This window comes from Niallia endozanthoxylica, from assembly GCF_008710145.1.
GTDB classification, from domain to species: Bacteria; Bacillota; Bacilli; order Bacillales; family Cytobacillaceae; genus Bacillus_BD; species Bacillus_BD endozanthoxylica.
On record NZ_VYKL01000028.1, the window covers coordinates 51,618 to 74,807 of the forward strand.

At 39.0% G+C, this 23,190-nt stretch carries 20 protein-coding genes; 6 read left to right on the forward strand and 14 right to left on the reverse strand.

Going from position 1 to position 23,190, the window contains the following annotated elements; all coding sequences use genetic code 11:
• Positions 1–91: 91 nt before the first annotated feature.
• The 5 genes from F4V44_RS18125 to F4V44_RS18145 all read right to left on the reverse strand — a co-directional run bounded on the left by F4V44_RS18125 (position 92) and on the right by F4V44_RS18145 (position 6,262).
• Positions 92–1,135: a zinc-dependent alcohol dehydrogenase family protein gene (locus tag F4V44_RS18125; RefSeq protein ID WP_150441436.1), complete on the reverse strand. Its 1,044-nt coding sequence runs from the start codon at positions 1,133–1,135 to the stop codon at positions 92–94.
• A gap of 143 nt (positions 1,136–1,278) precedes the next feature.
• Positions 1,279–2,742, reverse strand: coding sequence for an aldehyde dehydrogenase family protein (locus F4V44_RS18130; protein WP_191090759.1), 1,464 nt, complete (start codon positions 2,740–2,742; stop codon positions 1,279–1,281).
• 68 nt (positions 2,743–2,810) lie between these two features.
• On the reverse strand, positions 2,811–3,989 hold the full coding sequence (locus F4V44_RS18135; protein WP_191090760.1) for an iron-containing alcohol dehydrogenase: 1,179 nt from the start codon (positions 3,987–3,989) through the stop codon (positions 2,811–2,813).
• 153 nt (positions 3,990–4,142) lie between these two features.
• Positions 4,143–4,562 (reverse strand): MarR family winged helix-turn-helix transcriptional regulator, encoded by a 420-nt coding sequence (locus tag F4V44_RS18140; RefSeq protein ID WP_191090761.1) that lies wholly within the window; start codon positions 4,560–4,562, stop codon positions 4,143–4,145.
• A gap of 197 nt (positions 4,563–4,759) precedes the next feature.
• Entirely contained in the window at positions 4,760–6,262 is a 1,503-nt protein-coding gene (locus F4V44_RS18145) for an aminotransferase class V-fold PLP-dependent enzyme (RefSeq protein WP_150441440.1), read from the reverse strand.
• Between the two features lie 201 nt (positions 6,263–6,463).
• On the opposite strand from F4V44_RS18145, the gene F4V44_RS18150 reads away from it, so the two are divergent.
• Entirely contained in the window at positions 6,464–6,967 is a 504-nt protein-coding gene (locus tag F4V44_RS18150) for a DUF2269 family protein (RefSeq protein WP_150441441.1), read from the forward strand.
• Positions 6,968–7,147: 180 nt separating this feature from the next.
• Positions 7,148–7,870 carry a DUF421 domain-containing protein gene (locus F4V44_RS18155; RefSeq protein ID WP_150441510.1) on the forward strand — a complete coding sequence of 241 codons (723 nt, stop codon included), beginning with the start codon at positions 7,148–7,150 and terminating at the stop codon, positions 7,868–7,870.
• Positions 7,871–7,994: 124 nt separating this feature from the next.
• On the opposite strand, the gene F4V44_RS18160 is transcribed toward F4V44_RS18155, so the two are convergent.
• Entirely contained in the window at positions 7,995–8,948 is a 954-nt protein-coding gene (locus tag F4V44_RS18160) for an alpha/beta hydrolase (protein WP_150441442.1), read from the reverse strand.
• 30 nt (positions 8,949–8,978) lie between these two features.
• Positions 8,979–10,652 carry a flavin-containing monooxygenase gene (locus tag F4V44_RS18165; protein ID WP_150441443.1) on the reverse strand — a complete coding sequence of 558 codons (1,674 nt, stop codon included), beginning with the start codon at positions 10,650–10,652 and terminating at the stop codon, positions 8,979–8,981.
• 400 nt (positions 10,653–11,052) lie between these two features.
• Between F4V44_RS18165 and F4V44_RS18170 the strand changes: the two genes are divergently transcribed.
• Positions 11,053–11,760 carry a helix-turn-helix domain-containing protein gene (locus F4V44_RS18170; protein WP_191090762.1) on the forward strand — a complete coding sequence of 236 codons (708 nt, stop codon included), beginning with the start codon at positions 11,053–11,055 and terminating at the stop codon, positions 11,758–11,760.
• A gap of 113 nt (positions 11,761–11,873) precedes the next feature.
• On the opposite strand, the gene F4V44_RS18175 is transcribed toward F4V44_RS18170, so the two are convergent.
• The 4 genes from F4V44_RS18175 to F4V44_RS18190 all read right to left on the reverse strand — a co-directional run bounded on the left by F4V44_RS18175 (position 11,874) and on the right by F4V44_RS18190 (position 14,253).
• Positions 11,874–12,368, reverse strand: a complete 495-nt coding sequence (locus F4V44_RS18175; protein WP_150441445.1) for a hypothetical protein — start codon at positions 12,366–12,368, stop codon at positions 11,874–11,876.
• 41 nt (positions 12,369–12,409) lie between these two features.
• Entirely contained in the window at positions 12,410–13,087 is a 678-nt protein-coding gene (locus F4V44_RS18180; RefSeq protein ID WP_150441446.1) for a CPBP family intramembrane glutamic endopeptidase, read from the reverse strand.
• Positions 13,088–13,307: 220 nt separating this feature from the next.
• Positions 13,308–13,922, reverse strand: coding sequence for a DUF2812 domain-containing protein (locus F4V44_RS18185; RefSeq protein WP_150441447.1), 615 nt, complete (start codon positions 13,920–13,922; stop codon positions 13,308–13,310).
• Between the two features lie 16 nt (positions 13,923–13,938).
• Positions 13,939–14,253: a PadR family transcriptional regulator gene (locus F4V44_RS18190; protein WP_150441448.1), complete on the reverse strand. Its 315-nt coding sequence runs from the start codon at positions 14,251–14,253 to the stop codon at positions 13,939–13,941.
• A gap of 314 nt (positions 14,254–14,567) precedes the next feature.
• Between F4V44_RS18190 and F4V44_RS18195 the strand changes: the two genes are divergently transcribed.
• Positions 14,568–15,035 (forward strand): CinA family protein, encoded by a 468-nt coding sequence (locus F4V44_RS18195; protein WP_150441449.1) that lies wholly within the window; start codon positions 14,568–14,570, stop codon positions 15,033–15,035.
• A 369-nt stretch (positions 15,036–15,404) separates the two neighbouring features.
• Here the strand turns inward: F4V44_RS18195 and F4V44_RS18200 are convergent, their stop codons facing one another.
• The 3 genes from F4V44_RS18200 to F4V44_RS18210 all read right to left on the reverse strand — a co-directional run bounded on the left by F4V44_RS18200 (position 15,405) and on the right by F4V44_RS18210 (position 20,487).
• Positions 15,405–16,658, reverse strand: coding sequence for an anaerobic sulfatase maturase (locus tag F4V44_RS18200; RefSeq protein ID WP_150441450.1), 1,254 nt, complete (start codon positions 16,656–16,658; stop codon positions 15,405–15,407).
• Between the two features lie 100 nt (positions 16,659–16,758).
• Positions 16,759–19,089, reverse strand: a complete 2,331-nt coding sequence (locus F4V44_RS18205; RefSeq protein WP_223881952.1) for an arylsulfatase — start codon at positions 19,087–19,089, stop codon at positions 16,759–16,761.
• A 210-nt stretch (positions 19,090–19,299) separates the two neighbouring features.
• On the reverse strand, positions 19,300–20,487 hold the full coding sequence (locus F4V44_RS18210; RefSeq protein WP_191090763.1) for an ROK family transcriptional regulator: 1,188 nt from the start codon (positions 20,485–20,487) through the stop codon (positions 19,300–19,302).
• A gap of 817 nt (positions 20,488–21,304) precedes the next feature.
• Here F4V44_RS18210 and F4V44_RS18215 point away from each other — a divergent pair.
• Positions 21,305–22,642: a gluconate:H+ symporter gene (locus F4V44_RS18215; protein WP_150441452.1), complete on the forward strand. Its 1,338-nt coding sequence runs from the start codon at positions 21,305–21,307 to the stop codon at positions 22,640–22,642.
• Between the two features lie 164 nt (positions 22,643–22,806).
• Positions 22,807–23,172, forward strand: coding sequence for a hypothetical protein (locus F4V44_RS18220; protein WP_150441453.1), 366 nt, complete (start codon positions 22,807–22,809; stop codon positions 23,170–23,172).
• Positions 23,173–23,190 lie beyond the last annotated feature (18 nt).

A 23,190-nucleotide genomic window follows, 5' to 3' on the forward strand; every position in this document is an offset into this window, starting at 1 on the left:
TCAGAGATGGTTCAATTTTTATGAAATATATCAACTCGCTTAACTCCAATCACCCTATTCCCAACCAATGGCACTGGTAAGAAACGCTGCATTAAAAACGGTCAACCACTGAAATTCCTACATTCGAATACTCACTCATTCCAGCGATGACACCGTATGCCTCTTCTAAAGACACCCGCTCCGTTACTAATTTACTAGGATCAATGTGAACGCTTTCTATTAGATTGAACATCGCTGAATAACGTGATGTTGGCATACCTGAGCTTCCAATCAGTTGAATCTCTTTAGCAACAATCATATCAATCGGAAGAGAAATATATCCCTTTTCCTTTTTGGTAGTTAACCCGATTTGCAGATGACGGCCGCGCTTTCCTAGACCTAAAATGGCATTTTGACAAGTGTCGGAAATTCCTAATGCATCGACAGATACATCAGCTCCACCTTTCGTAATTTCACGAACGGCCTCAACCGAATCATTTTGTGTGCCATTTACCGTTATATGCGCTCCTAATTGTTTGGCTATCTCTAATTTGTCCTCTCCAATGTCCACTGCAATTACTTTTGCACCAAGAGAGCTTGCAAGTTGGATAGCTGATAAACCTACACCACCGCAGCCATGTATTACGACCCATTCACCGGCCTGAACCTTTACTTGATCAACCATCCCATGGTAAGCGGTGACAAAACGACAGCCTAACGAGGCAGCTGATACAAAATCCATGGTTTCTGGTAAGGTAACGAGATTTCCGTCGGCATTCGGAACATGAACATACTGGCTGTATCCTCCCCAATAGTTGATTCCTGGAATCACACGGTTATCACATAGATTATGATGGCCTCCTAGACAATGCGGACACGTATTATCACTCTGAGCGACAGGAACAATGACTTTGTCACCCTTTTGAAACTTCTTTACATTGTTTCCAACTTCCTCCACGGTTCCTGTAAATTCATGACCTAAGACATGGGGGAATTCCTTCACCACATTTGCATCTCCTGCCCAGATATGCCAATCACTGCGACAAATTCCATTCGCCATCACTTTGATGATGACTCCATCTGGTGTAAGGGTTGGATCGGAAACCTCCTTTACCTCCATTGGTTTCCCGGTTTCTTCTAATAGTAGGGCACGCATTATTTACTCCTCCTCAATACTTGTTGAGCTGTCGATAGGATATGGAAATTTTTTTTGTCATAACCTTTATTTAAGTAATTAATTTTTTTTATTAAAACTTTAAAAATAATCTTCTGCGTCATCCATTCTTGATTAGACCTTAATCATATTCTGCTTTTATGGTACGTAATGCTATGGTAGTTCACATATTCGTTTAAGCCAGTCATGCCTCTTTCCCAGCCAATTCCGCTTCTTTTTACCCCGCCAAAAGGAACCAAGTTCATTCCAAGAAGAGAATCAATACTTCCATTAATCCCTGTGCAGCCAGCTTCTATTTTCTTGGCAATGGAAAGGCCTCTCTCATAATCGGATGTCCAAACAGAAGAGCCTAGACCATATTCTGTATCGTTAACCATTCGAAGCACTTCTTCTTCGTTTTGATATGAAACAAGCGGAACCACTGGTCCAAACTGTTCACATTGGACAATCTCTTGATGATTCTTCACATGCGTGACAACCGTCGGATGGATGTAATAGCCATTATTCCAGTTATCCGGCTCAAGTTTCGTACCCAATTCAGTGACTCGAGCGTATTGCCTTGCCTTTTCAATGAGAGATTTCACATACCGATATTGGTGTTGATTATTAACCGGCCCGAATGTAGCATCTGGATTTAAGCCATGACCAATTTTATATTGATTGACATAACTCATAAAAATCTCACATGCATCCTCGTATAATTTTTCTGGAAGATAGATTCTCTTTGTTGCTACACATACTTGTCCAGAACGCCTAAAAGTTAAATCTGAAATTTGTTGTAAAGCCTCTTCTAGATTGGCATCATCTAAAATAATAGCAGGATCATTCCCACCTAATTCAAAGTGCACTCGTTTTAACGAGTCCGCAGCGGATTTCATAATGCTAATGGCCGTTCTTTCTCCGCCAGTCAACGTAATTTTTCGTACAAGCGGGTGTGAAGTTAAAGCTTCGCCAACCTCACTATCTCCATGAACAATGTTGATGACACCTGGCGGAAATATTTTTGATATCTCTCTAAAAGCAAGCGAAACAGCCAGTGACGCGTTAGGGGATGGTTTTAATACAACGGTATTTCCCGTTATTAAAATGGGAGCGACTTTACCCATCGCAATTCCCATTGGTACATTCCAAGGTGTAATCGCAGCTACGACTCCAAGTGGAACCTTTTCAATCTGGATACGTGTGTGTTCATCTTCAGCATATTGAGGTTCGAAAAACTCCTGCGCAAGTTTTACCGTTTCACGAATGGACATGGTGGATGCCATGATATCTCTTGTACATGCAGATAAAAGCATACCGGTTTCTCTCGTTAGTAAAGTTGCATATTCGTTACTGTTTTTTTGAAGAATATCTGCTGCATCTAAAAGCAGCTGGATTCTTTGTTCAAGGGGCGTATCCCTCCAAGAAAGAAAGGCTTGATGTGCCGCTTTAACTGCCTGATCAACGTGATGGGATCTTCCTTGAGCTATGGTCCCAACCCTATCCGTTAACCTTCCAGGATCAACAACTTCTATATATTGATCTGTTTTCACATCTTCATGATTAATCCATAGATCTATTTGATGGACATTCACTTGATTTATACTCAATCTTTTCATCTCTCCTCTTAATTATTTTCTAAATATTCATAAATAACAAAAAAACGAAACAACCACCATCAAATTCTTTCAGGTTGCTTTTCATAGCTTTTATCATAGGAGTTAGATAGAATCTTAATGGCATCTTCCTTTTCCAAAGGTCTAGGTGAAAATACGGAAGGTTTATAGAATTTATCTATATTTGCTAACATCTCTTCCTTGTTTGGTATATATGATTTCATAGACGGCATATCAACATCTCTATATAAAGCTCTGACTGTATCGCTCGCAATGTTTCCTATTTCTTCTGATGATGCTTCAGCAGGAATTCTTGCTCCTAAAGCTTCTGCTACTACTCTCACTTTATCTGGTGCAGCCTCTGCGATAAAAGAAAGGGCTTCCGCTAATAGTAAGGACACTGCGTTACCGTGTGGGATGGAATAGACACTGCTAAGAGGCGAACCTAAATCGTGAGGGATTCCGCCAAAAGGTCCTCGAAGTGACATGCCTGCAAGAGTCGCTGCCAAAGCCATGCCTTCACGGGCTTCGAGGTTAGCCCCATCTTTTACAGCCGTACGTAAATGTTTTCCAACAAGTGTGATAGCCTCGAACCCCAGCACATCACTAATTCTGTTACTACGTTTAGACGTTACTGCCTCAACGGCATGGCACAACGTATCAAATCCTGTTGCTGCAGTAATAGCAGGTGGAAGATTGACGTGAAGAGTCGGATCAATGATACCCAAACTTACTCCACAGATAATCGGTCTCTTTATATGAGTTAGACTGTCAGTTATAACCCCTCCAGGTGTCGCTTCACTGCCTGTACCTGCTGTCGTTGGCAGCACAATAAGCGGCTTCATTATTTTCTCATCTAAAGGAGCAGAATCTAGTTTTGCATAATAATTGCTGATAGGACCCGGATAAGATAATAGGATTCTTACTCCTTTTCCTGTATCTAACGAACTTCCCCCTCCTATCGCTAGGATGCCATTCACTTGCTCTCGTAACCCCAGTTCTGCAGCCTCATTTACTGAGTAATCGGGCGGATTCGGTTCTACCTTATCGTAAGTTACAATTTCAATACCACTTGCAGTAACAAACTCGGCGATTTTATCGACAATACCTGCAGACTTTATCCCCTTATCATAGATAAAAAGAACCTTTGTCACGCCCAATTCTTTTAGCTTTTCACCAACATTTTTAGAAGACTCCACTCCAAAAAGTAATTTATTAGGACTATCAAATACACTTGTCATGATTCTCATTCCTCCTTTTTATTTTCCTTGCCATTCTAATAAACCTTTAAAAAGCCACCCCCATTCCTATCGATGATATCGCTTGCAAAACAATTAGTCAGTATACTGACTAATAGAGGATAAAATACTTATCCTTTTATATGTAAAAAATTTTTAATTACTATTTCTTAATTTTTTAAGAGTGGCAATTAAAAATTCTTTCTCCTCGTTCGTTAAATCTTTACTTAAAAATTCATTTACCTCCACCGCTTGCTCCAGCAAGGCATCTTTAATAGCAAATGCTTTCTCTGTTACATAGATTGAACTTGATCGTTTGTCAGATGGATTAATGCCTTTTCTTACATAACCTTGATTTTCAAGTTTATTTACAATTCCGCTTATGGTGGTCCGATCTTTTTGGATCATTTCACCTAATTGCAGCTGGTTAATTCCATCTTTCTTAAATAAATACGTAAGTGCAACGGCTTGTTCCGGTGTTAGAGTAAATTCTGATAATCTCTCCTGGGAAAGAGCAAAAGCTTTTTGGTTACACTTGGAAAGTAAGAAAGATAAGCTATCGTTTAGCTCAAACATAAAAATGACTCCTATCTTATTCATTCGTTATCGTATGTGATGCGGCTAATGTTTTATTTCACTTAAAATAATCAGTATGCTGACTATTTGCATATTAGCATATCTAATTAATTAAGTCAATATTTTGAAAATTTTAAATCATTATAAAACCACAAAAAAGCTCTACTCCATTTGAAGTAAAGCACGGGTTTCTCGAATTAATGAAATCGGAAAAATGACGACATATCTTCACGAAGATGGTGGACATAAAAATAATCATTACTGGCTGGATCATAAACATAGTCCTTTTTCCACTCATCCTTGTTCTTTATAATTTCTCTGATCGCCTGAATAAACGTTAGGATTTCTTCATCTGTCATAATGGGATGCAGTGAAAATCGGACCCAGCCAGGTTTCTCAGACAGATCTCCATGCGAGATTTTTTCAGTAATTTGTTTTGATGTTGTTTGATCGATATTTAAGAGATAATGGCCATACGTTCCAGCACATGAACAGCCTCCTCTTACCTGAATCCCATACCTGTCGTTTAAAAGACGAACGAGTAAATTATAATGTATGGTTTCAACATAAAAAGAAACGATACCGATTCGATTTTTAATGTTTCCAGCTAATATGCGGACCTCTGGAATCTTTTCCAAATGGGAAAATAAAAGACGAAGCTGTTCTTTTTCTCTTTTTAATATCTGATTGATTCCCATTTTACTTTTCAAATTCAAACAAAGTGCTGTCCGAATGGATTGGAGAATTCCAGGAGTACCGCCATCTTCCCGCATCTCTATGTTATCAAAATACTGATGTTTTCCCCAAGGATCAGTCCATAACACCGTTCCACCGCCGGGATGGTCAGGGACTTTATTCTTATACATTCTCGAATCAAAGACTAATACGCCGCTTGTTCCTGGCCCTCCTAAAAACTTATGCGGAGAAAAAAAGATTGCATCAAGTTTCTCAAGAGAATCTTGTGGATGCATATTGATTTCGACATATGGTGCGGATGCGGCAAAATCAACAAAACAAAGTCCTCCATACTGATGCATCAGCTTGGCAAGCTGATGATAAGGCGTTTGAATGCCTGTTACATTTGAACAGGCCGTAAAGGACCCTATTTTCAGCCGGCGATTCTTATAATCATGAAGCAGTTGTTCTAAATGAGATAAGTCCACCCTTCCTTCCCTATCCAAGTTCACCAATCTAACTTCCCCAAGTGTTTCGAGCCAAGACGTTTGATTGGAATGGTGTTCCATCGACGTCATGAAAATAACCGGTCTTTCCCTTTCTGGAAGCTGCAGCTGGTTTCTCCACATCTCTGGCACTCTCAGCCCTAAGATTCGTTGCAGTTTATTGACCACTGAGGTCATCCCAAAACCATCGAGGATGACGACATCATAAGAATCAGCATTCACGTGTTCCTTAATGATTTTTTTTGACTGCTTATATAGCCCAGTCATCATGGCACTAGTAATATTCGATTCTGTATGGGTATTCGCCATGAAAGGTCCAAAATCTCTAATTATCTTATCCTCAATGGGCTGATATAATCGCCCACTTGCTGTCCAGTCGGCATAAATGATTTTCTTTCTTCCATAAGGTGAATCAAATTCTTGGTTCATTCCAATGACATGTGAACGGAATGGTTGAAAATATTCTTCAAGGGTTTCTGGGAATCTAAACGTTTGACTTCCAATGTTGGCCGTAATCATTTATTCCACACCTTACATATTTATTCTGTATTCACTATATGCAAGGCTCCTTTGCACTGTTTATGACATTTTATAATCAGAAGACAGAATTCTTCTAAACTAGGACCATGGGAGTAGACAGAATTAAGACCGCAGCTCATTATTCTATTATTTTCCCTCTATTATAATGAAAAACGACAATTCAACTTGGGGGGATACAAAGTGAAAAAAATAGGATCTAATGGGATGAAGTGGTTGAAAATCATCCACGTTTTTCTAGTTGTATTATTTTTTGGAGGAATTTTAAGTTCTATAGCTTTAAATCTTCATATTGATTTAACAAAATATGATGAGTCCTATCTTGGTTACAAAAACCTTATTATAATCAGTGATCATATTGTCAAATGGGGTGCTATTGGAACTTTACTAGTAGGTTTAACATACGGATTTTTTACCAATTGGGGCTTTTTCAAGCATAGATGGGTTGGCGTAAAATTTGTTCTCTATATGATTCAAACGATTGTTGGGATTTTTATTGTAGACGAACTAATGGTAGCAAATATGGAACTATTAGAGACCCAAAAAGAAATGGCGTTAAACAATCCTATTTTCATTCGGAATCATGAAATAAGACAATATGCGGTTTACTTCCAGGTGCTCGTCACAACTTTCATATTCATCATTTCATTTTTAAAACCTTGGCGGAAGAAAAAAAGAGGCCGTTAATAGGATAAATAGTTCACTTACGACGGAGAAAATCTAAAGTGATAAAACCAATCGCATGTTAAATGCGTAAAGAAACGTTCCCTTGTTTCTCTTTCAATGCTGAATAATTATAAGTTTAGCAATAGAGACTAATGAATAGATAAATGATTCACAATCGAAAGGTCTGAAACGATGGAAATAATGGATTTGCTTAAAGATGCATTACTCGTCTATGGAAGAATTATCACGATACTCCCGCTACTTCTTGTTATTACGTTAGTTATGGGGAAGCGTTCAATTGGAGAATTACCCGTATTTGATTTCCTCATCATTATCTCCTTAGGAGCTGTAGTTGGAGCAGATTTATCGGATCCAGAGATTCGCCACTTTCATACAGCCGTCACCATTATTGGTCTTGGCGCATTACAAATTGCCATCACGAAGCTATCCATTCGGAAAAGAAGGTTTGGCAAGTGGATTACCTTTGAACCGACTATTGTCATCCAAAATGGGACGTTTCTTGTTGAGAATTTAAGAAAAATCCGCTATTCCATTGATAACGTGCTGCAAATGCTGCGTGAAAAAGAAGTATTTGATATCTCGGATGTGGAAATAGCCATTATTGAAGCAAATGGGCAATTATCTGTTTATAAGAAACCGCAAAAATCAGCTGTAACAATGGAGGATGCAGGACTTGTGAAAAAATCAGAAGGTCTTACATATCCCGTTATAATTGAAGGAAAGTTATATCAAGATATTTTAAAGGATTTGCAGTTAACTGAAACCTGGCTGTACACCGAACTGAAAAAACATGGAATTCACAATATTAATGAGATTTTTTATGCTTCCGTAAATAAAAGGAACGAATTGCATTTTTCGCTAAAGAATACTCCGAGCGAAGCAAAGCCTCCGATTTTACATTAAAACTTTTATTTTCTAATAGTAGAAAGAAAAAGGAGAGCGTTATATATATGTTAATAAAACATTCTATAACGCTCTCTTTCATACTATCCAAATGTATTTTTTCCGCTTACTCTTACATACCCTTTTATCTAGCGTTTACTGATTGCGGACTTAAAGCTCGGCTTAGTGCTTGAACATACTCATTTGTTGTCCGCTGTCCTATTTCAGATGTTGGGTTAAGGAATTCAAACGCATGGTAGCCGCCAGGATGAATATGAAATTCTACCGGAACCCCAGCCTGCATCAAGCGTGTAACATACTGGAGGGTTTCGTCGCGGAATGGGTCCAGCTGCCCTACGCAAGTATAAGTTGGCGGAAGGTTGGCAAGATTTTTCGCACGAGCCGGTGCGGCATACGGCGAAATGTCTCCGTTCGCATGATCTCCCAAATACATTTGCCATGCAGCCAAATTATTGCCCCGATTCCAAATAGCTCGTTCGTCGGTGATTTCATAGGTGGAAGGCGTCTCGTTTCGGTCATCAATCATTGGATACAGCGGCATTTGGAAGGCAATTTCTGGACCTTTACGATCACGGGCCAACAGTGCTAAAGCAGCTGTTAATCCTCCCCCTGCGCTCATACCAGCAATCGCAACACGCGATAAATCGATATTCAATTCCTCCGCGGCATTTGTCATCCAGACTAAGGCCGAGTAGCAATCTTCAATCGCTGCCGGATACCGATGCTCAGGAGCTAGGCGGTAATCAACCGAAACAACGACACAATTTGCTTCTTCCACAAATGTCTGGCACAGACCATCATCCCCATCCGGATGTCCGATGACATAACCGCCGCCATGAATCCAAAGCACGGCAGGAAGTTTCGAACCATCTTGCTTGGCTGGTTCATACAGCTTCACAAGCATGTCTTGTCCATCTCCACCTTCAATGTATCGAATAGAGTTACGCACATGGACCGACTCCGGCACCGGAATAGCCGGCGCCTGCCTTGCTGCTTCTAACCCGGCTGGAAGATTAAGCGGAGGAAAAATCGTCAGCATTTCTCTTAATTCAGGATTTACTCTTTTCATAAAGTCCATCGTTCAAACACTCCTTTTATCATTTAATTTTCAAATCGATTGTTCTTCTATTGCCATGTTCTCGGAATAGGAACGTAACGTAAATCCTTTATAGCCCTTTGCTGCCATGTCCTTAATCATTTGATTATATGGACCATAACCGCCAAGATAGATATTAAAGCTGCGCGGTTTGCCTTCAATATTCGAACCGGTGTACCAGGAATCAACCTTCATATAAAGTGTTTGTTCCACCACCTCTTTACAATGCTGGCTCCAATTCTCCTCGGCATCCACATTTGCTTCAATCGTTTTGATATCATGCTCACGCAGATAATTTAGACAATCGGAAACCCATTCCACATGCTGCTCAATGGCTATCGGCATGTTTCCTGCAACAGAAGGACTTTGCGGACCGGTAATCATAAACATATTCGGGAACCCTGAAGCAGCAAGTCCATGATGCGTCCTTACCTGTGCCCCGTTATCCCATTTATCTTTTAAAAGAACACCGTCTTTACCACGGAGATCTAGCCTAAACAACGGACCTGTCATGCCGTCGTAGCCCGTTGCAAAAATAAGGATATCCAGCTCATATTCTTCTCCGTCGGCTGTTCGAACGCCCTTCGCTGTAATCTCTTCGATTGGAGCCTTTTTCACATCGATGAGAGTCACATTGTCACGGTTAAAGGTCTCATAATAATTTGTGTCTATGACCGGGCGTTTCGTGCCATAGAAATACGTTGGCATCAGCTTCTCCGCCACCTCAGGATGTTTGACTGTTTCACGGATTTTGGAGCGAATAAATTCATTAACGGTTTCATTCGCTTCCTCGTCCGACATCAAATCACGATAAACGTAGGAGATTACTCCACCATTCTGCCAGGCTGTCTCGTATACGTTCTGGCGTCTTTCCGGAGAATCCTCAAGCGCAGAACCTTCACCAAATTGCAGAGGGATACCCGCCATCGATTCATGCACCAGCTTCCTCATTTCATGATAATTTTCTTTCGCTTGTTTGATATATTCAGGATCATAAGGATGATTCCTCGCAGGTGTTGTATATTGCGGTGTCCGTTGAAAAACGTATAAATGTCCTGCCTCCTCGGCAACGACCGGTATTGTTTGAACCCCGCTAGAGCCATTTCCGATGACACCGACACGCTTGCCTTTTAGATTGACCCCTTCATGCGGCCAAAACCCGGTATGATACCAATCACCTTCGAAATTTTCTATCCCTTTAATGTTTGGTATATTCGTGGCATTAACAGAGATACAGCCCATTCCTGTAATCAAATACTTAGCTGTTACACTGCTGCCATCTTTAAAATAAATTCGCCATTTATTGTATTCCTCATGATAGTGGGCACCTGTAATTTCAGTGTTAAACTGAATGTCGCGCCTCAGGTCTAGTTTATCAGCTACGAAGTTAAGATAACGCAGGATTTCCGGCTGTTCAGGATATCTGGAAGTCCATGTCCATTCTTTATAGAGCTCTTCTGAAAAGGTATAATTATAATAGATACTTTCAGAATCACAGCGTGCTCCTGGATATCGGCTCCAATACCATGCGCCCCCTACACCATCACCTTTCTCATACACACGGGCAGAGAATCCGTCCTCACGTAAACGATGCAGCATATACAACCCCGAAAATCCCGCTCCGATTACAACGGCATCAAAATCAGTAATCTGCTCTAATGGAAGCTGCTTTTTAGTAGAAGTCATGTTCATTTCCTCCTCTAATCTCATTTTCATTGCCATGCTTCAAACGGTATTCATTTTTCACTGCCGCTTATCAACCATTTCGATTACGCCGGTTCCGCTTTGTTTATGACCGAATTCTGTTCGACCTTTTGTCATTCTTATAGAAGTTTTGGTGGCCTTAAGATTCGCTAACCCTGTAAGACTCACCCTTTCTTTTTAAAAATTTTGAATATTGTTATTATTCAAATATATACAAATTATAAATCCTCCTGTAAAATAAACCTATACCTCATAAAAGGCTATTTTACCGGCTACGAATAACCTAAAAGGTAGGAATTGTTTTGTTTGACTGCACCCCTTTTTAAAAGTAAGGAGTTTTTCATCCACGTATATGATATTTTTGGACAAGGAGTTGAAATCGTTGCCATCAAAGTTAAACCATACGATGATGCAGCAAGGGCTTGATCAGCTTGCTGACATAACTTCAAGCGAAGAAAGAATTATCCAGCTTCTACAAATTTATGTAGAACTATTTCCTGTCAAAAACGCTTTGTTATTTCGGTATTCTCCTTTAGGACATCTTGCTGAAGGAATCGTCTCTATCGACTCCACGGGTATCAATTATATTTTTTCGATTCGCGATGATGTTCGCTCGCTGCCTGGGATCTTTTCGGCTATCCATGAGTACCAGGCCAAATATATCCCTTCGCAGGATTATCTAACGCAATTAGGCAGCAAGTATATCCCGAATTCAGACTCCTTATATTCGGTTTTAGTCGTCCCCATCTGCACGGGCTCTACCGTAATTGGCTACATATGCAGTAATGAATTTGATGAGGAAGTTATGTTTCATCAGGATTTGCTGTCTGACTTCACACGATTTGGGAATTTATCCGGTAAACTTTTTAAACTAACAAGCAAAATAGACAGTACACATGGTCTGAGTAAAAGGGAGCTAGAAGTGATGGAAGAACTTGCAAAGGGCGGGGTAATTAAGCAGTTAGTGGATATTTTGGGAATCAGCGAAACAACCATCAAACAATATGTAAAATCAGTCATAAAAAAATTAGGCGTTCAAAACCGCACACAAGCCGTTGCAGAGTTGGTGAGAAGAGGAGTTATTTCCTGACATCATCAGCAGCTGTCCAACTGTGACTGATATCCAATCATTCCTTATCTTATAAAAGAACAATCTTTAGACAAAGTCAAAAACACTCATGATTGAAGTCACGAGTGTTTTTGCTAATTCATAAATAAAAAATAAAAGAATAGATGAATGAGGATAGTTACACCAATCAGGTTATACCAGTTAATCACTAATTGCTTTTCTTTTGGCTGGATTACGCCTAAGGCTACGATATTCCAAAAAACTTTCGAATACAGCCATTTTCTTTTATTTGTTTCTTTTGCTTCTTTTAACTTTCTATTTTGAGTCTTTGCCCAGATGACGATAATGATGACATCAAGAACGGCCCCTATTGTTACAGCGATCATGACAAATTCGTTTGACACCTTCCACTTTCTTTCCTCTTGCTCAGCCTTCTTCTCTGCTTGCTGTTGTTCATATGCTGCTAAAGCTTCTTCAAATGTAGGATTCACTTTTTCTACAGTATTCCCTTCATTTATATTAGGTAAATCAACCAATGTGACACCTGCAATCATGGAGACCATTAACAGTACATATCCGGTAAAAAAGAGGATTGTCAGGTTTTTTGAATTTTTTTTCGGAAGATTCATTAGGATCGACCTTCTTCTTTAAATATATTAAATCTATGTACCTACTCTTTTTTCACAAACAGCATGAACCGTAAATCTATCAAGATATGAAGAAGGATTGGAAAAACCAAACTGCCGGTTTCGAAATATACTCTTGATAACGCGAAACCGACTAGGCTGGTTAATACGACACCTTTCCATCCTTGATAATAATGTGCGATTCCAAAAATAACAGCACCTGTAATAAGTAATACATTTCCTTCGAGCGAAAAAGGTGAAAGCGACAGAAAATGAAGCAAAAATCCTCTGTAGATGATTTCCTCACATATTCCAGCTGTTATCGCTGTAAATATAGCATATCGCTTATCGAGCTTTCCTGTAGGTAGCAAATAAGACACATTGTTCGTTTGCATTTTTTGATACTTTTGGTAATAGGGAATCCGCGATAAGACAAACATAACCACTAGCACGCCAACTAAAAAACCCGATAGCATTCCCAAAAATTGAACAGAATTCTCAGAAGGCAGCTTCAACCCCAGTTGCGCCATATTTGCGGAGGTCAGATACACAACTGCCAGGATGAGAAAAGTAATCGCCCATTCCGAATAGATGACATATTTAAAATAAGTGATTCGGTCTGCTTCCGCTAATGTTGCTTCCAACTTTGTCGTGTATTTTTTATCCAGGAACGGATAAACCCCGATTAAAAATATAAGCACTAAAACCCCAAAAATGATCAAGTAAAATCCCCTCTTTTTATTTTATTTCTATAATAATATTCGTGGTTATAGTGCAAATTCCTTTAAATACAGATTCTATTTTCCTACCTTTTTACAAAAATAGTATATATTTTAAATCTTAAATCATTCTTAATTTACACTTAAATTCAGCTTATAAATAGAATAAAAGCACCATCCTAGTTGGATGATGCCTTTATTCACCTGAATGTTAGAGAACCTATCATGCTTTTTTGCTCTTTTGATAAAGGATATTCGCTTTCACACTATAGATTAGATATAAGGTCATCATCACGGGAATAAAAGCCCACATGATACCTCTGAACAGGGCAAAAGGTGTTTCAAATAGAAAGGCCATCCAAAATGATATTCCTGTCTTTTCCCATAATCCTGGCGTTAAATATAAAAGCTTTGGATTTACAATAGCCGCCAAATCAATAACATCCGTTGTCATTAAGGCAACTAATAACGGTAAAAAGGTAAAAGCCATTTGGACAAACATGGACGATAGCCTTTTATATTTGCCGGCTTTTGAGATGTTGTCAGAGAAGATATCCTCCTCACTGTTTTCATCCACTTTTTTAAAATATTGCGCTCCTGAGCTCTTTTTACCGGAAATATGCTTCCAGCCGCTGTCTTCAAATAACGTACAATAATCAATAAAATCTTCCTGTTTCTTAAATACTCGGTAATCCACTTTGATTGTCGTATCTTCCGGCTCAGCACTAAGGAATTTATAGCCAAACGATTTATCCTCTAACTGATAACCTTGTTTAGCCATCTCATGTAACCATTTTTCCTCTTTCTCAAAGTTAATAAAGAATTTAAATTTTCTCATCTACATCCCCCTTACCTTATGAGTTTAATAGGTCTTTCGTTATATGAATCATATGCTGCATTCGAGAAAAATCTAACTGCAGCACCTCTTTACCTTTTTCTGTAATGACATATGTTTTTCGCCGCTTATCCTCGCTCTTCACTGATTGTATTAATTGCTGCTTCAGCAAATTCTCAATCGCCCCATAAAGTGTGCCTGCCGCTATTTTTACTTGCCTATTACTTAATTCCTCCACTTTTTGCATAATCAGGTATCCGTGTGCGGGTTCCATTAATGATAAAAGAATATAATACGTCGTTTCTGTTAATGGCAAATGTTTATCTCGATTCATAAGTTCCTCCGATTTACAACAAATATTCAGTCTAGCTTTATACAGTCTAACTGTATAGTTTTATTATATACAGTTCAACTGTATAGTGTCAAAGAAATTCCCTCCACAAAATCACTAATTTGATGAATTCAATATCAAAAAAAGCGTAATCCTTTACTACATCAAGTATCCTTTTCTACAGAAGAACGATTCCTTGTTTCTACTCTGCGGTGACTGCTTGGCGTATAATTGAAGTATCACTGAAGTCCAGTGCTTCCTCTTTAACCAAGATAATGGACTTCCGGTATAGCACTGACATTTAGGAGGCGGAAACTGTGACGATAGAAGAAAAACTTGTAAATCTGCTTATGACGAAGGAATACCATATTTCTTTTGCTGAATCTTGTACTGGTGGCATGGTCTGTGCTCAAATTGTGAATGTACCGAATGCTTCAAAGGTGTTAAACAGCAGTTTTATCACCTACTCAAATGAAGCAAAGATGAAATGGGTCCACGTTGATCCTGATACATTAGAAAAGTTTGGAGCAGTCAGTGAAGAGGTGGCGAAGGAAATGGCGATTGGAGCAGCTAAAGTATCCGACTCAGATATAGGTGTCGGGATAACTGGCATCGCTGGACCAGCTGGCGGAACAAAGCAAAAGCCGGTTGGAATGGTCTGCTTTGGCTTTAAAATAAAAGATAATCTATACACGTATACAAAGCATTTTTCAGACCAATCCCGAAATGAAGTAAGAAAATCCAGCGTTGACTTTGTTATAAAGAAGTTATTAGAACTCATTTAGATAGGATGCAGGGAAATGATTCTACTGCTTCATCTTTATCAAATAACGAAGTGTAAGAACCTTTGCCAGCGTTTTCTCATTACTAAACAGTTAAGGCATACTCCAATTGCGCATTGAATCATGCCTTAATTGTTTCATTAAACAAATTTCTTCCACAAAAATCACTAATTTGATAAATCCAACATAAAAAGCGTAATCCTTTATTAGGACTACGCTTTTTAATGCTATTTAGAATGACAGAGAGTCATCATTCAAATAAGCATAGAAACTTAAATTCTCTAACATCTAAAGATCTTCCTTTTTAATCACTATAGTGTAGGGACGCTGCTTCTTCGTGAAATAAATATATAAGAAAAAGAACAACTGCTTCTATTGTTTTATGATGATTGGATGGTTGATAAGATCACTTATTTTAGAGGCAGGGAGACCATGCTCGAGAAGTTGCACCATTCCTTTCATATATCGATGAATGTGAGTAAAGTACTTTTTGTACCCTGCACAAAGATAGTTTAGACCCGGTTCGCCGTCCGGAGTAGTCAGAAATCGATGTTTTGGACACTCTCCGTTACATGCAAATTTCACTTCACAGGTTTGACAGTATTTTGGCAATGAAGTCTTTTTTGCTTGGCCAAATTCAGATTGTTGAATGGAATCAATCATCTCTTTAAAGGTTTGTGTTTGAACATTTCCCAGTTTATAATCTGGATACATAAAATGATCACAGGAATAGACATCCCCATTATGTTCAATAATGGCTGCTTTGCCACAGGTTTCAGCAAAAATGCATACCGTTGCCGGCAGTCCCATCCATGCCACTAATGAGCTTTCAAAATTCATCACCGTCACTTCTCCGACATCCTGGCGCACCCATTCATCGAAAATAGTAATTAAGAAGTCTCCGTACTTTTCTGGATTCACGGTCCAAGGAGCCAAATGGACTCCCTCTTCATGGATGGATGAAGGTGTTGCATGCCGCAATCCTAATGCTGCCGCTTGTTCGTCTGCTATTCTTTCCACGATTGGGATAAACTGAATAAATTCTACGCCTTCTTTTTTCAAAAAGTGATAGATTTCAAGTGCGTATTTTGAAGATTCATTCGTGACACAGGTTAAAACATTATAAGAAATCTTATATTTTTGCAGATTCCGCAGCGTTTTTAGAACCCGATGAAAAGTTGGTTTCCCTCCTCGATCCACTCGATATGTATCATGGATTTCCTCCGGCCCGTCCAGGCTCAGTCCGACTAAAAACTGATTCTCGGCAAGAAACGGAAACCATTCCTCTGTTAATAAGGTTCCATTCGTTTGCAGCGAATTGGAAATTCTTTTTCCATTTGCATATTTTTGTTGCAATTCTACTACTTTTTGATAAAAATTCAGTCCCATTAATGCAGGTTCGCCGCCCTGCCATACAAAAGGAATTTCCTCTGCATCCTGTGCTGCGATATAATTCTTAATAAACTGTTCAAGCGTTTCGTCTGACATTCGAAACGTGCTCTTTGGCTCAAATAAAGATTCCTTTTCGGTATAAAAACAATAATGACAATCTAAATTACAGATCGGACCGGAGGGCTTGGCTAACATATGAAAGTTCGTTTTTGTTTTTTCAATTGTTGTATTCATTCTTTCACCTCATATAAAATGGACGGTGTCAGGCACCACAGATGGACAATAGAGACCATTTTGTGTTTTTGTGGTGCCTGACACCGCTATTACACTGCTATTAGTTCGCTCGTGGAACGGTTAATTCTGCGTCATCCCCGAGAATGTACTCGACTTTGACTAATTCACCTTTGAATTCAAAGTCGTCTTTATCTGCATATGCCGGAGACACTGGATATTTGGTATCTTTTCCAACATCAATGCCTTCAAAGGATAATTTCAGCGGTAACGTATTTTCTATTTTCGTGTCTCCCACTTTTGTATCATTAATATACAAGGTTCCAATTGCTTGATGTTTTCCGGTTTTATCATATTTCAAGGAAATGACTGATTCACCAACTGGTACATCCATATTGGATACAATCGAAGCTTGTGTTCTTTCTCCGATTCGATACTCGTAAACGAGTTTATTGTTTTGAATATAGAAGGTATAACCGCTGTCTAATCCCCCATGTGCTAACAAAACTCCATCCTCCGATGCATCTGCCCGCTTAATCGGAATGTTGATTTCATAGGATCGATTGACAAGAGGCGGTACGGCTGAATCTGTTAAGCGGTCCATTCCACGATAATAGACTAAGTGTTTATCTGCTCTTATCGAACCTTCAGGAACGGATAAAAACCCTTCTAAAAACGTATCTGTCAAAGGAAGTGCTTGATATTTTTCCGCTTCTTTCCACCATAGCTTTTGAAGCTCTTTTAACTTCTTCGGATATTGATCAGCTAGATTATTTTGTTCAGTGAAATCATCCTTCACGTTATAAAGAAACCATTGATCATTGTCGAAGGAATCACCTTTTTTATGGCTTGTAAAAGCCTTCCAGCCATCATGGTAAATCGCGCGGTTTCCGGTTACTTCATAATATTGCGTCTCTTTACCTTCCGCCTTTGGATTCGTCAATGACTCTTTGAAGCTTTGACCGGAAACCGCCATCTGCTTAACTCCATCGATTTCTTTCGGAGGTGTGATACCTGCAATGTCATAGACGGTTGGGGTAATATCGCTGACATATACATACTGGGAACGAATCGAACCCGGGTCTTTAATGATCTGCCGATTGTAAACAATCAATGGTGTGTTCATTCCACCGGCAAACGCAGAGTTTTTATATTGGCTAAAAGGAGTGTTGCTTACTTGTCCCCATCCAGCCGGGTACTCCGTTCCAGCACGTTGGCTGCCCATCTCCTCGTATAATCCATCCACTTCTTCAAGAGTTTCACCTAGTGCATTATAATTGATGGAATGGTTCACAGACCCATTGGCCTGTCCACCGCCGCTACCGCCGTTATCAGAAAGCAAGACAATCATCGTATGGTCTAATTGATTGGTTCTGCGCAGATTGTCGAGTAATTTTCCTACTTGTTCATCCGTATGAGTTAAAAAGCCCGCATACGTTTCCTGAAGTCGAATGTAATTCTTCTTTTCTAGTTCAGATAGCTCATCCCACGCTTTGACCCCATTATTTCTAGGGGCAAACTCCGCGTCTTTGGGAATAATGCCTAATTCCTTCTGTCTTTCAAAACGCTCTTGTCTAATGTGATCCCAGCCTTTGTCATATACCCCCTTATACTGATCGATATATTCTTCCGGAACCTGATGCGGAGAGTGCTGGGCTCCAAAGGCCATATACACGAAGAATGGTTTATCTGGGAAGACACTTGCCTGATTGGTGATGTACCTGTTAGCGTTTTCAACAATCGCTTCTGAAAAATGATAACTGTCATCTGTTGGAGAAGGAATCTGCGTGTTATCAATCGTTAAATCCGGTTTATATTGATCGGATGAATCTTCAAGAAAGCCATAATATTGATCAAAGCCTTTTTCAATCGGCCAGTTATGATAAGGTCCTGCCGGTGATGTTTCCTCTGTCGGTGCCAGATGCCATTTCCCAACTGCGTAGGTGTTGTAATTATTTTCGCCCAGCACCTCTGCAATGGTACCCGCTTCCGGTTTAATCGCACCTCGCTTATGAGGAAAATCAGGTCCTAATTCGAAATTTGTTACCGTTCCTACCCCAACTTCATGCGTATTTCTTCCTGTTAGTAAAGCAGCCCGTGTCGGTGAGCAAAGCGGCGTTACGTGGGCATTATTATAGCGCAGCCCATTTTCAGCAATCCAATCCATATTCGGGGTTTTAATTTCAGAACCGAAGCTTCCTAAATCTGAGTAACCTGAGTCATCCAAAACAATATAGACGACATTGGTTTTCGTTTCTTCCTTCTTTTTCTCCGTCGATTTGTTTTGCTTTTTTTCGGCATCCTTACCTTTTGGGGAATCGGATGCAATGGCTGAATAGCCGTTCAATGTAATGGCCGAAGCCATAACCATCGCCGTACCAAACACGGTCAATTTAGAAAGGGATGGCTTGGACTTAAATTTTTTCTCTTTCACGATGCTCTCTCCTTTTCAACATAGGTAACTGCTTTGGGATAAAAATACTGCTGACATACTTTAGCACAAATTGTGCAAAAGTCTTATATAGAATTTATTTAATTTTCAGAATTTTGTCAACTACTGTTTTAAAAAAGGGGTAAAAAGACACAAAAAAAGGATTACCGCCATTTTTTTACATTGGCAACAATCCTGAATATTTACCGTTCATCATTCACCTAGAAAGCTGTCCAGTACTAACATGGCTGCACCAAGAGTACCGGGATCACGCTGGAAATTCCCTTGTCTAAATTGAATCTTTCCCTGGTCGTTCATATGTAACGATGCCTGTTGGATGATTTCCTCGTAGTAACCTGGAAATTGACTAATTAATGGACCGTTTACAATCACAATTTCCGAATGAAAAATGGTAGCGAGATTGGCCACACCCACCCCGATATATTTGGCCGAATCCAAGATGACTTCCTTCGTCATCTGGTCATGCTCAGCTACAATATGACTAATTTGATCAACAGGCGAAAAGCCCTTTAATTTTTCAAGATAGAACGCAGGAGAACACTCTTTGATCCTCTCCAAAATAGCGTATAGGGATGAATAGGCTGTCATACAGCCTTTTTTACCACAGTAACACGGCTTCCCATCCATATGAATCACGATATGGCCGTATCCCGCTATATCTCCGCTCTCAATTTTGAGTAATTTTCCATTATGAATCGCTCCTGAACCCAAAGTCCACCCAACGGTGACATTTAAAATATTTTGAAATGCAGGGTATTGCTTGCTCTCACCCAGGACGATCGTATTAGCGGCATTATCCAATTTGACAAAAATCGGAAACTCTTCTTTTATTTGATCGACAACAGGAATCTGACCCCAGCTCATCGGCAAAAACGGCTCAGATTGCAAGATGGTTCCTTTTTCACTATCCAATGGTCCTATGGCTCCAATTCCAATCCCAAGGATGTCTTCCACTTGAATAAGATGGCTCTTCATAAATTTGTTAATCGTGTTCTTTATTTCATCTATTACGAACATAGGAGAATGATTCGGCAACATGATAATCGTTTTCTCATCGATTTTATTTAATAACAAATCGTATAGGACCATTTTTGTTTCCCATCTTGTGATTTGAATTCCTATAAGAAAGCTAGTCACAGGATTAACCTGATAAAGGGCAGGCGGCCTCCCTCCTTCTGAATCTCCCAGCCCCTCTACTTGAATATAATTTTTTTCCAATAGTTCTTTCAAAGATCTGGCAACTTTCCCCCGATTCAAATTTGTTTTTTCTATTATTTCAGCCCGAGATACTAATCCATTTTGAAAAATATATTGATAGATGATTTTCGTTGGCTGATTCTGAATCGATTGATCTTGTAGAAACTGACGTAACATTGACATCCCATCCCACCTGATTGTTTCGAACATCCTGCCCTTTGGCAGTATATTTAAATAATTCTATTATAGCAAACTTTAGGAAATTACCGTATGGTAAGGTACTTAAAGAGCATGAAATCATTAGCAACTTATGGTTATGAGTCTTAACAAATCGAACGCCAGGTACCTTCCAATTTGGAGAGTGCCTAGCACTCACTTTAATCATTGCCGTAGTTTCATTTTCGAATTTATTATTATCATACATTGCGAGCAACCAAGGACATGAAATACTAAGTGTGGGCTCCTATGAAACCTGCTATATCAACATTCTTCACTACAAAACCTTTAAAAAATATTCCATTCGTTTACTAGTCATTCGTAAGTGATTGATAGATTTCGACTATGCTTTTCTCAATATTGCATTGTCCATTTAGATAATAAAGTAGTGTATCACTGTGACTTAATTCACTCATCATTTTTCTATAGAACGAATGGGCAAACACACTACTCTTAATAAAAACAGCCGTCCACTCGGTGGATTTTTGAAATATCCCTGATTTTTGTTTAGTTTCACTTATTTCTATAATCATGACAATGAATGAAGCACCTCAATCACCTATACAATCTATTTGTCAATTTTTTTAACGCTTTCAAAATTATATTGACGAAGGAATATTGGAATGATATTCTTGATTTTGTTAATTAATAAGTTCACTAAACTTATTAATTAACAAGAAATATTCCATGTGAAATAGTTAACTATTAGCAAAGAATATCTTTTTTCATCTAGAATGAAAACGCTTCAAGTCAACTTAGAATAAACAATAGGAGGTTTTTTTTTATGAACTGGATTATTGAGAATATGCCAATTATCTCAGTAATCATTGGTGTTGCTTTACTTCTTTTCTTGAATATGAAATGGAAGTTAAACAGCTTCATTGCATTACTCATCTCAGGTATTATAGTAGGTTTTCTAAATGGCATGGCTCCATTAGCTTTACTGGATACAGTTAAAGCAGGCTTGGGTGGTACATTAGGGAAATTAGCACTTATTATCGGTTTTGGTGCCATCATCGGTAAGTTGATGGTAGATTCAGGGGCTGCTCAACGGATTGCATCAACATTACTAAAGAAATTCGGTGTTAAAAAGGTAGAGTGGGCGCTCATTATCATTGGTGCCATCTTCGGAATTTCAGTCTTTTATGAAGTGGCATTTATTATTTTAGCGCCGCTTGTTATTAGTATTGCCATTGAAGCAAAGGTTCCATATTTAAAATTGGGAATCACTATGGTTGCTGCCACTACATTAGCGCATAGTTATTTCCCTCCACAACCAGGTCCGACTGCTTTAGTTGAAGCATATGGTGCGGACATGGGTATGGTCTATATCGTTGGAATTATCGTCTTTATTCCTGCTGTCCTTGCAGGGGGAATTATTTTCCCAAGATTAATGAAAAATTTAGATCATCCGATTCCACCATTAATGGAAAAACCAAAGGAATTTTCAGATGCAGAAATGCCTGGATTCTGGACAAGTTTAATTGTACCTTTAATTCCAGCTATTGTAATTACGGTTGCAACAATCGTAAATATGTTTATTGAAAAAGATACGACTTTCTATCAAATTTTAAACTTTGTAGGAAGTGCCGAAGTCAGCTTATTAATTGCTGTATTGATTGCCTTTTATGTTTTCGGGATTCGTGTTGGACGTTCAATGACTGAAGTCATGGATTCATTATCTGGCGCAATCAAAGGAATCGCTATGATTATCTTTATCGTTGGTGCTGGCGGTGCGTTTAAAGAAATCATTATTCAAGCGGGTGTTGGTGATTACATCGCTGATATGATGCAAAACACAAGTATCTCACCATTAATTATGGCTTGGTTTATTACTGCCTTAATTCGTATTGCAACAGGACAAGGGGTTGTATCAGCGATTACAGCTGCAGGTATTGTTGGCCCTCTAATGGATACATTTGATGTTAACCCTGTTTTAATGGTATTAGCAACAGCTGCCGGCAGTAATACCATTACCCACGTGAACGATGCTTCCTTCTGGTTATTTAAAGAATACTTCAATCTAACAATCAAAGAAACATTAATGACTTGGGGATTACTATTATTCACATCCTCAGTAGTGGGTCTTGGCGTGGTATTAATTTTAGATATCTTTATGTAATCTATGTGGACTCTGCCTATTTGGCAGGGTCTTTTTGCAGCATAGGGACGGTACCTGTGCTTTCCTAATGATTACCAATTTATTAGAATAGGAACATCGTCTTTTATAACAAAGTTTAGGAAACTATCCTAGTTTATTCTCATAAAAGTGAGGTCAGCACTAATATGGAAAACGTTTCAAATATTGAAAAATTAGAGTCACTGAAATCCTTCCAATCGACTATCAGTAAAACTGAAAAAGCCTTCGCTCAGATGACTGAGAAAGGTGCAAATACGACTTTAATCAAGAAACGCCTCAATGCTCTCTACATCGGATTAGCTCTGTTAGAAAATGTTTGGAATCAAATCCCCCATCCATACACCCAGGAAGAGTTGGCAGAAGCCCGTAATATTCTTACTGGTTTATTTCCATCCATTGAGAAGATTTATACGAAGTCAAAAGTAGGCAGTCCTCAAAGAACACTTTTAAAAAGAAGAATCAAATCATTGGAACTAGCTATTCAAGCGATTGATACTCTCTCCAACGAATAACTAATCTAACTACATAAG

What these genes read in the sequence shown, in the direction of transcription:
- F4V44_RS18175 (WP_150441445.1), bottom strand. Translation starts at nt 12,368, where the DNA reads ATGAATCTTCCGAAAAAAAATTCAAAAAACCTGACAATCCTCTTTTTT.
- F4V44_RS18160 (WP_150441442.1), bottom strand. Translation starts at nt 8,948, where the DNA reads ATGGACTTTATGAAAAGAGTAAATCCTGAATTAAGAGAAATGCTGACG.
- F4V44_RS18185 (WP_150441447.1), bottom strand. Translation starts at nt 13,922, where the DNA reads ATGAGAAAATTTAAATTCTTTATTAACTTTGAGAAAGAGGAAAAATGG.
- F4V44_RS18200 (WP_150441450.1), bottom strand. Translation starts at nt 16,658, where the DNA reads ATGAATACAACAATTGAAAAAACAAAAACGAACTTTCATATGTTAGCC.
- F4V44_RS18135 (WP_191090760.1), bottom strand. Translation starts at nt 3,989, where the DNA reads ATGACAAGTGTATTTGATAGTCCTAATAAATTACTTTTTGGAGTGGAG.
- F4V44_RS18155 (WP_150441510.1), top strand. Translation starts at nt 7,148, where the DNA reads ATGGATTTGCTTAAAGATGCATTACTCGTCTATGGAAGAATTATCACG.
- F4V44_RS18210 (WP_191090763.1), bottom strand. Translation starts at nt 20,487, where the DNA reads ATGTCAATGTTACGTCAGTTTCTACAAGATCAATCGATTCAGAATCAG.
- F4V44_RS18145 (WP_150441440.1), bottom strand. Translation starts at nt 6,262, where the DNA reads ATGATTACGGCCAACATTGGAAGTCAAACGTTTAGATTCCCAGAAACC.
- F4V44_RS18165 (WP_150441443.1), bottom strand. Translation starts at nt 10,652, where the DNA reads ATGACTTCTACTAAAAAGCAGCTTCCATTAGAGCAGATTACTGATTTT.
- F4V44_RS18125 (WP_150441436.1), bottom strand. Translation starts at nt 1,135, where the DNA reads ATGCGTGCCCTACTATTAGAAGAAACCGGGAAACCAATGGAGGTAAAG.
- F4V44_RS18215 (WP_150441452.1), top strand. Translation starts at nt 21,305, where the DNA reads ATGAACTGGATTATTGAGAATATGCCAATTATCTCAGTAATCATTGGT.
- F4V44_RS18220 (WP_150441453.1), top strand. Translation starts at nt 22,807, where the DNA reads ATGGAAAACGTTTCAAATATTGAAAAATTAGAGTCACTGAAATCCTTC.
- F4V44_RS18190 (WP_150441448.1), bottom strand. Translation starts at nt 14,253, where the DNA reads ATGAATCGAGATAAACATTTGCCATTAACAGAAACGACGTATTATATT.
- F4V44_RS18140 (WP_191090761.1), bottom strand. Translation starts at nt 4,562, where the DNA reads ATGTTTGAGCTAAACGATAGCTTATCTTTCTTACTTTCCAAGTGTAAC.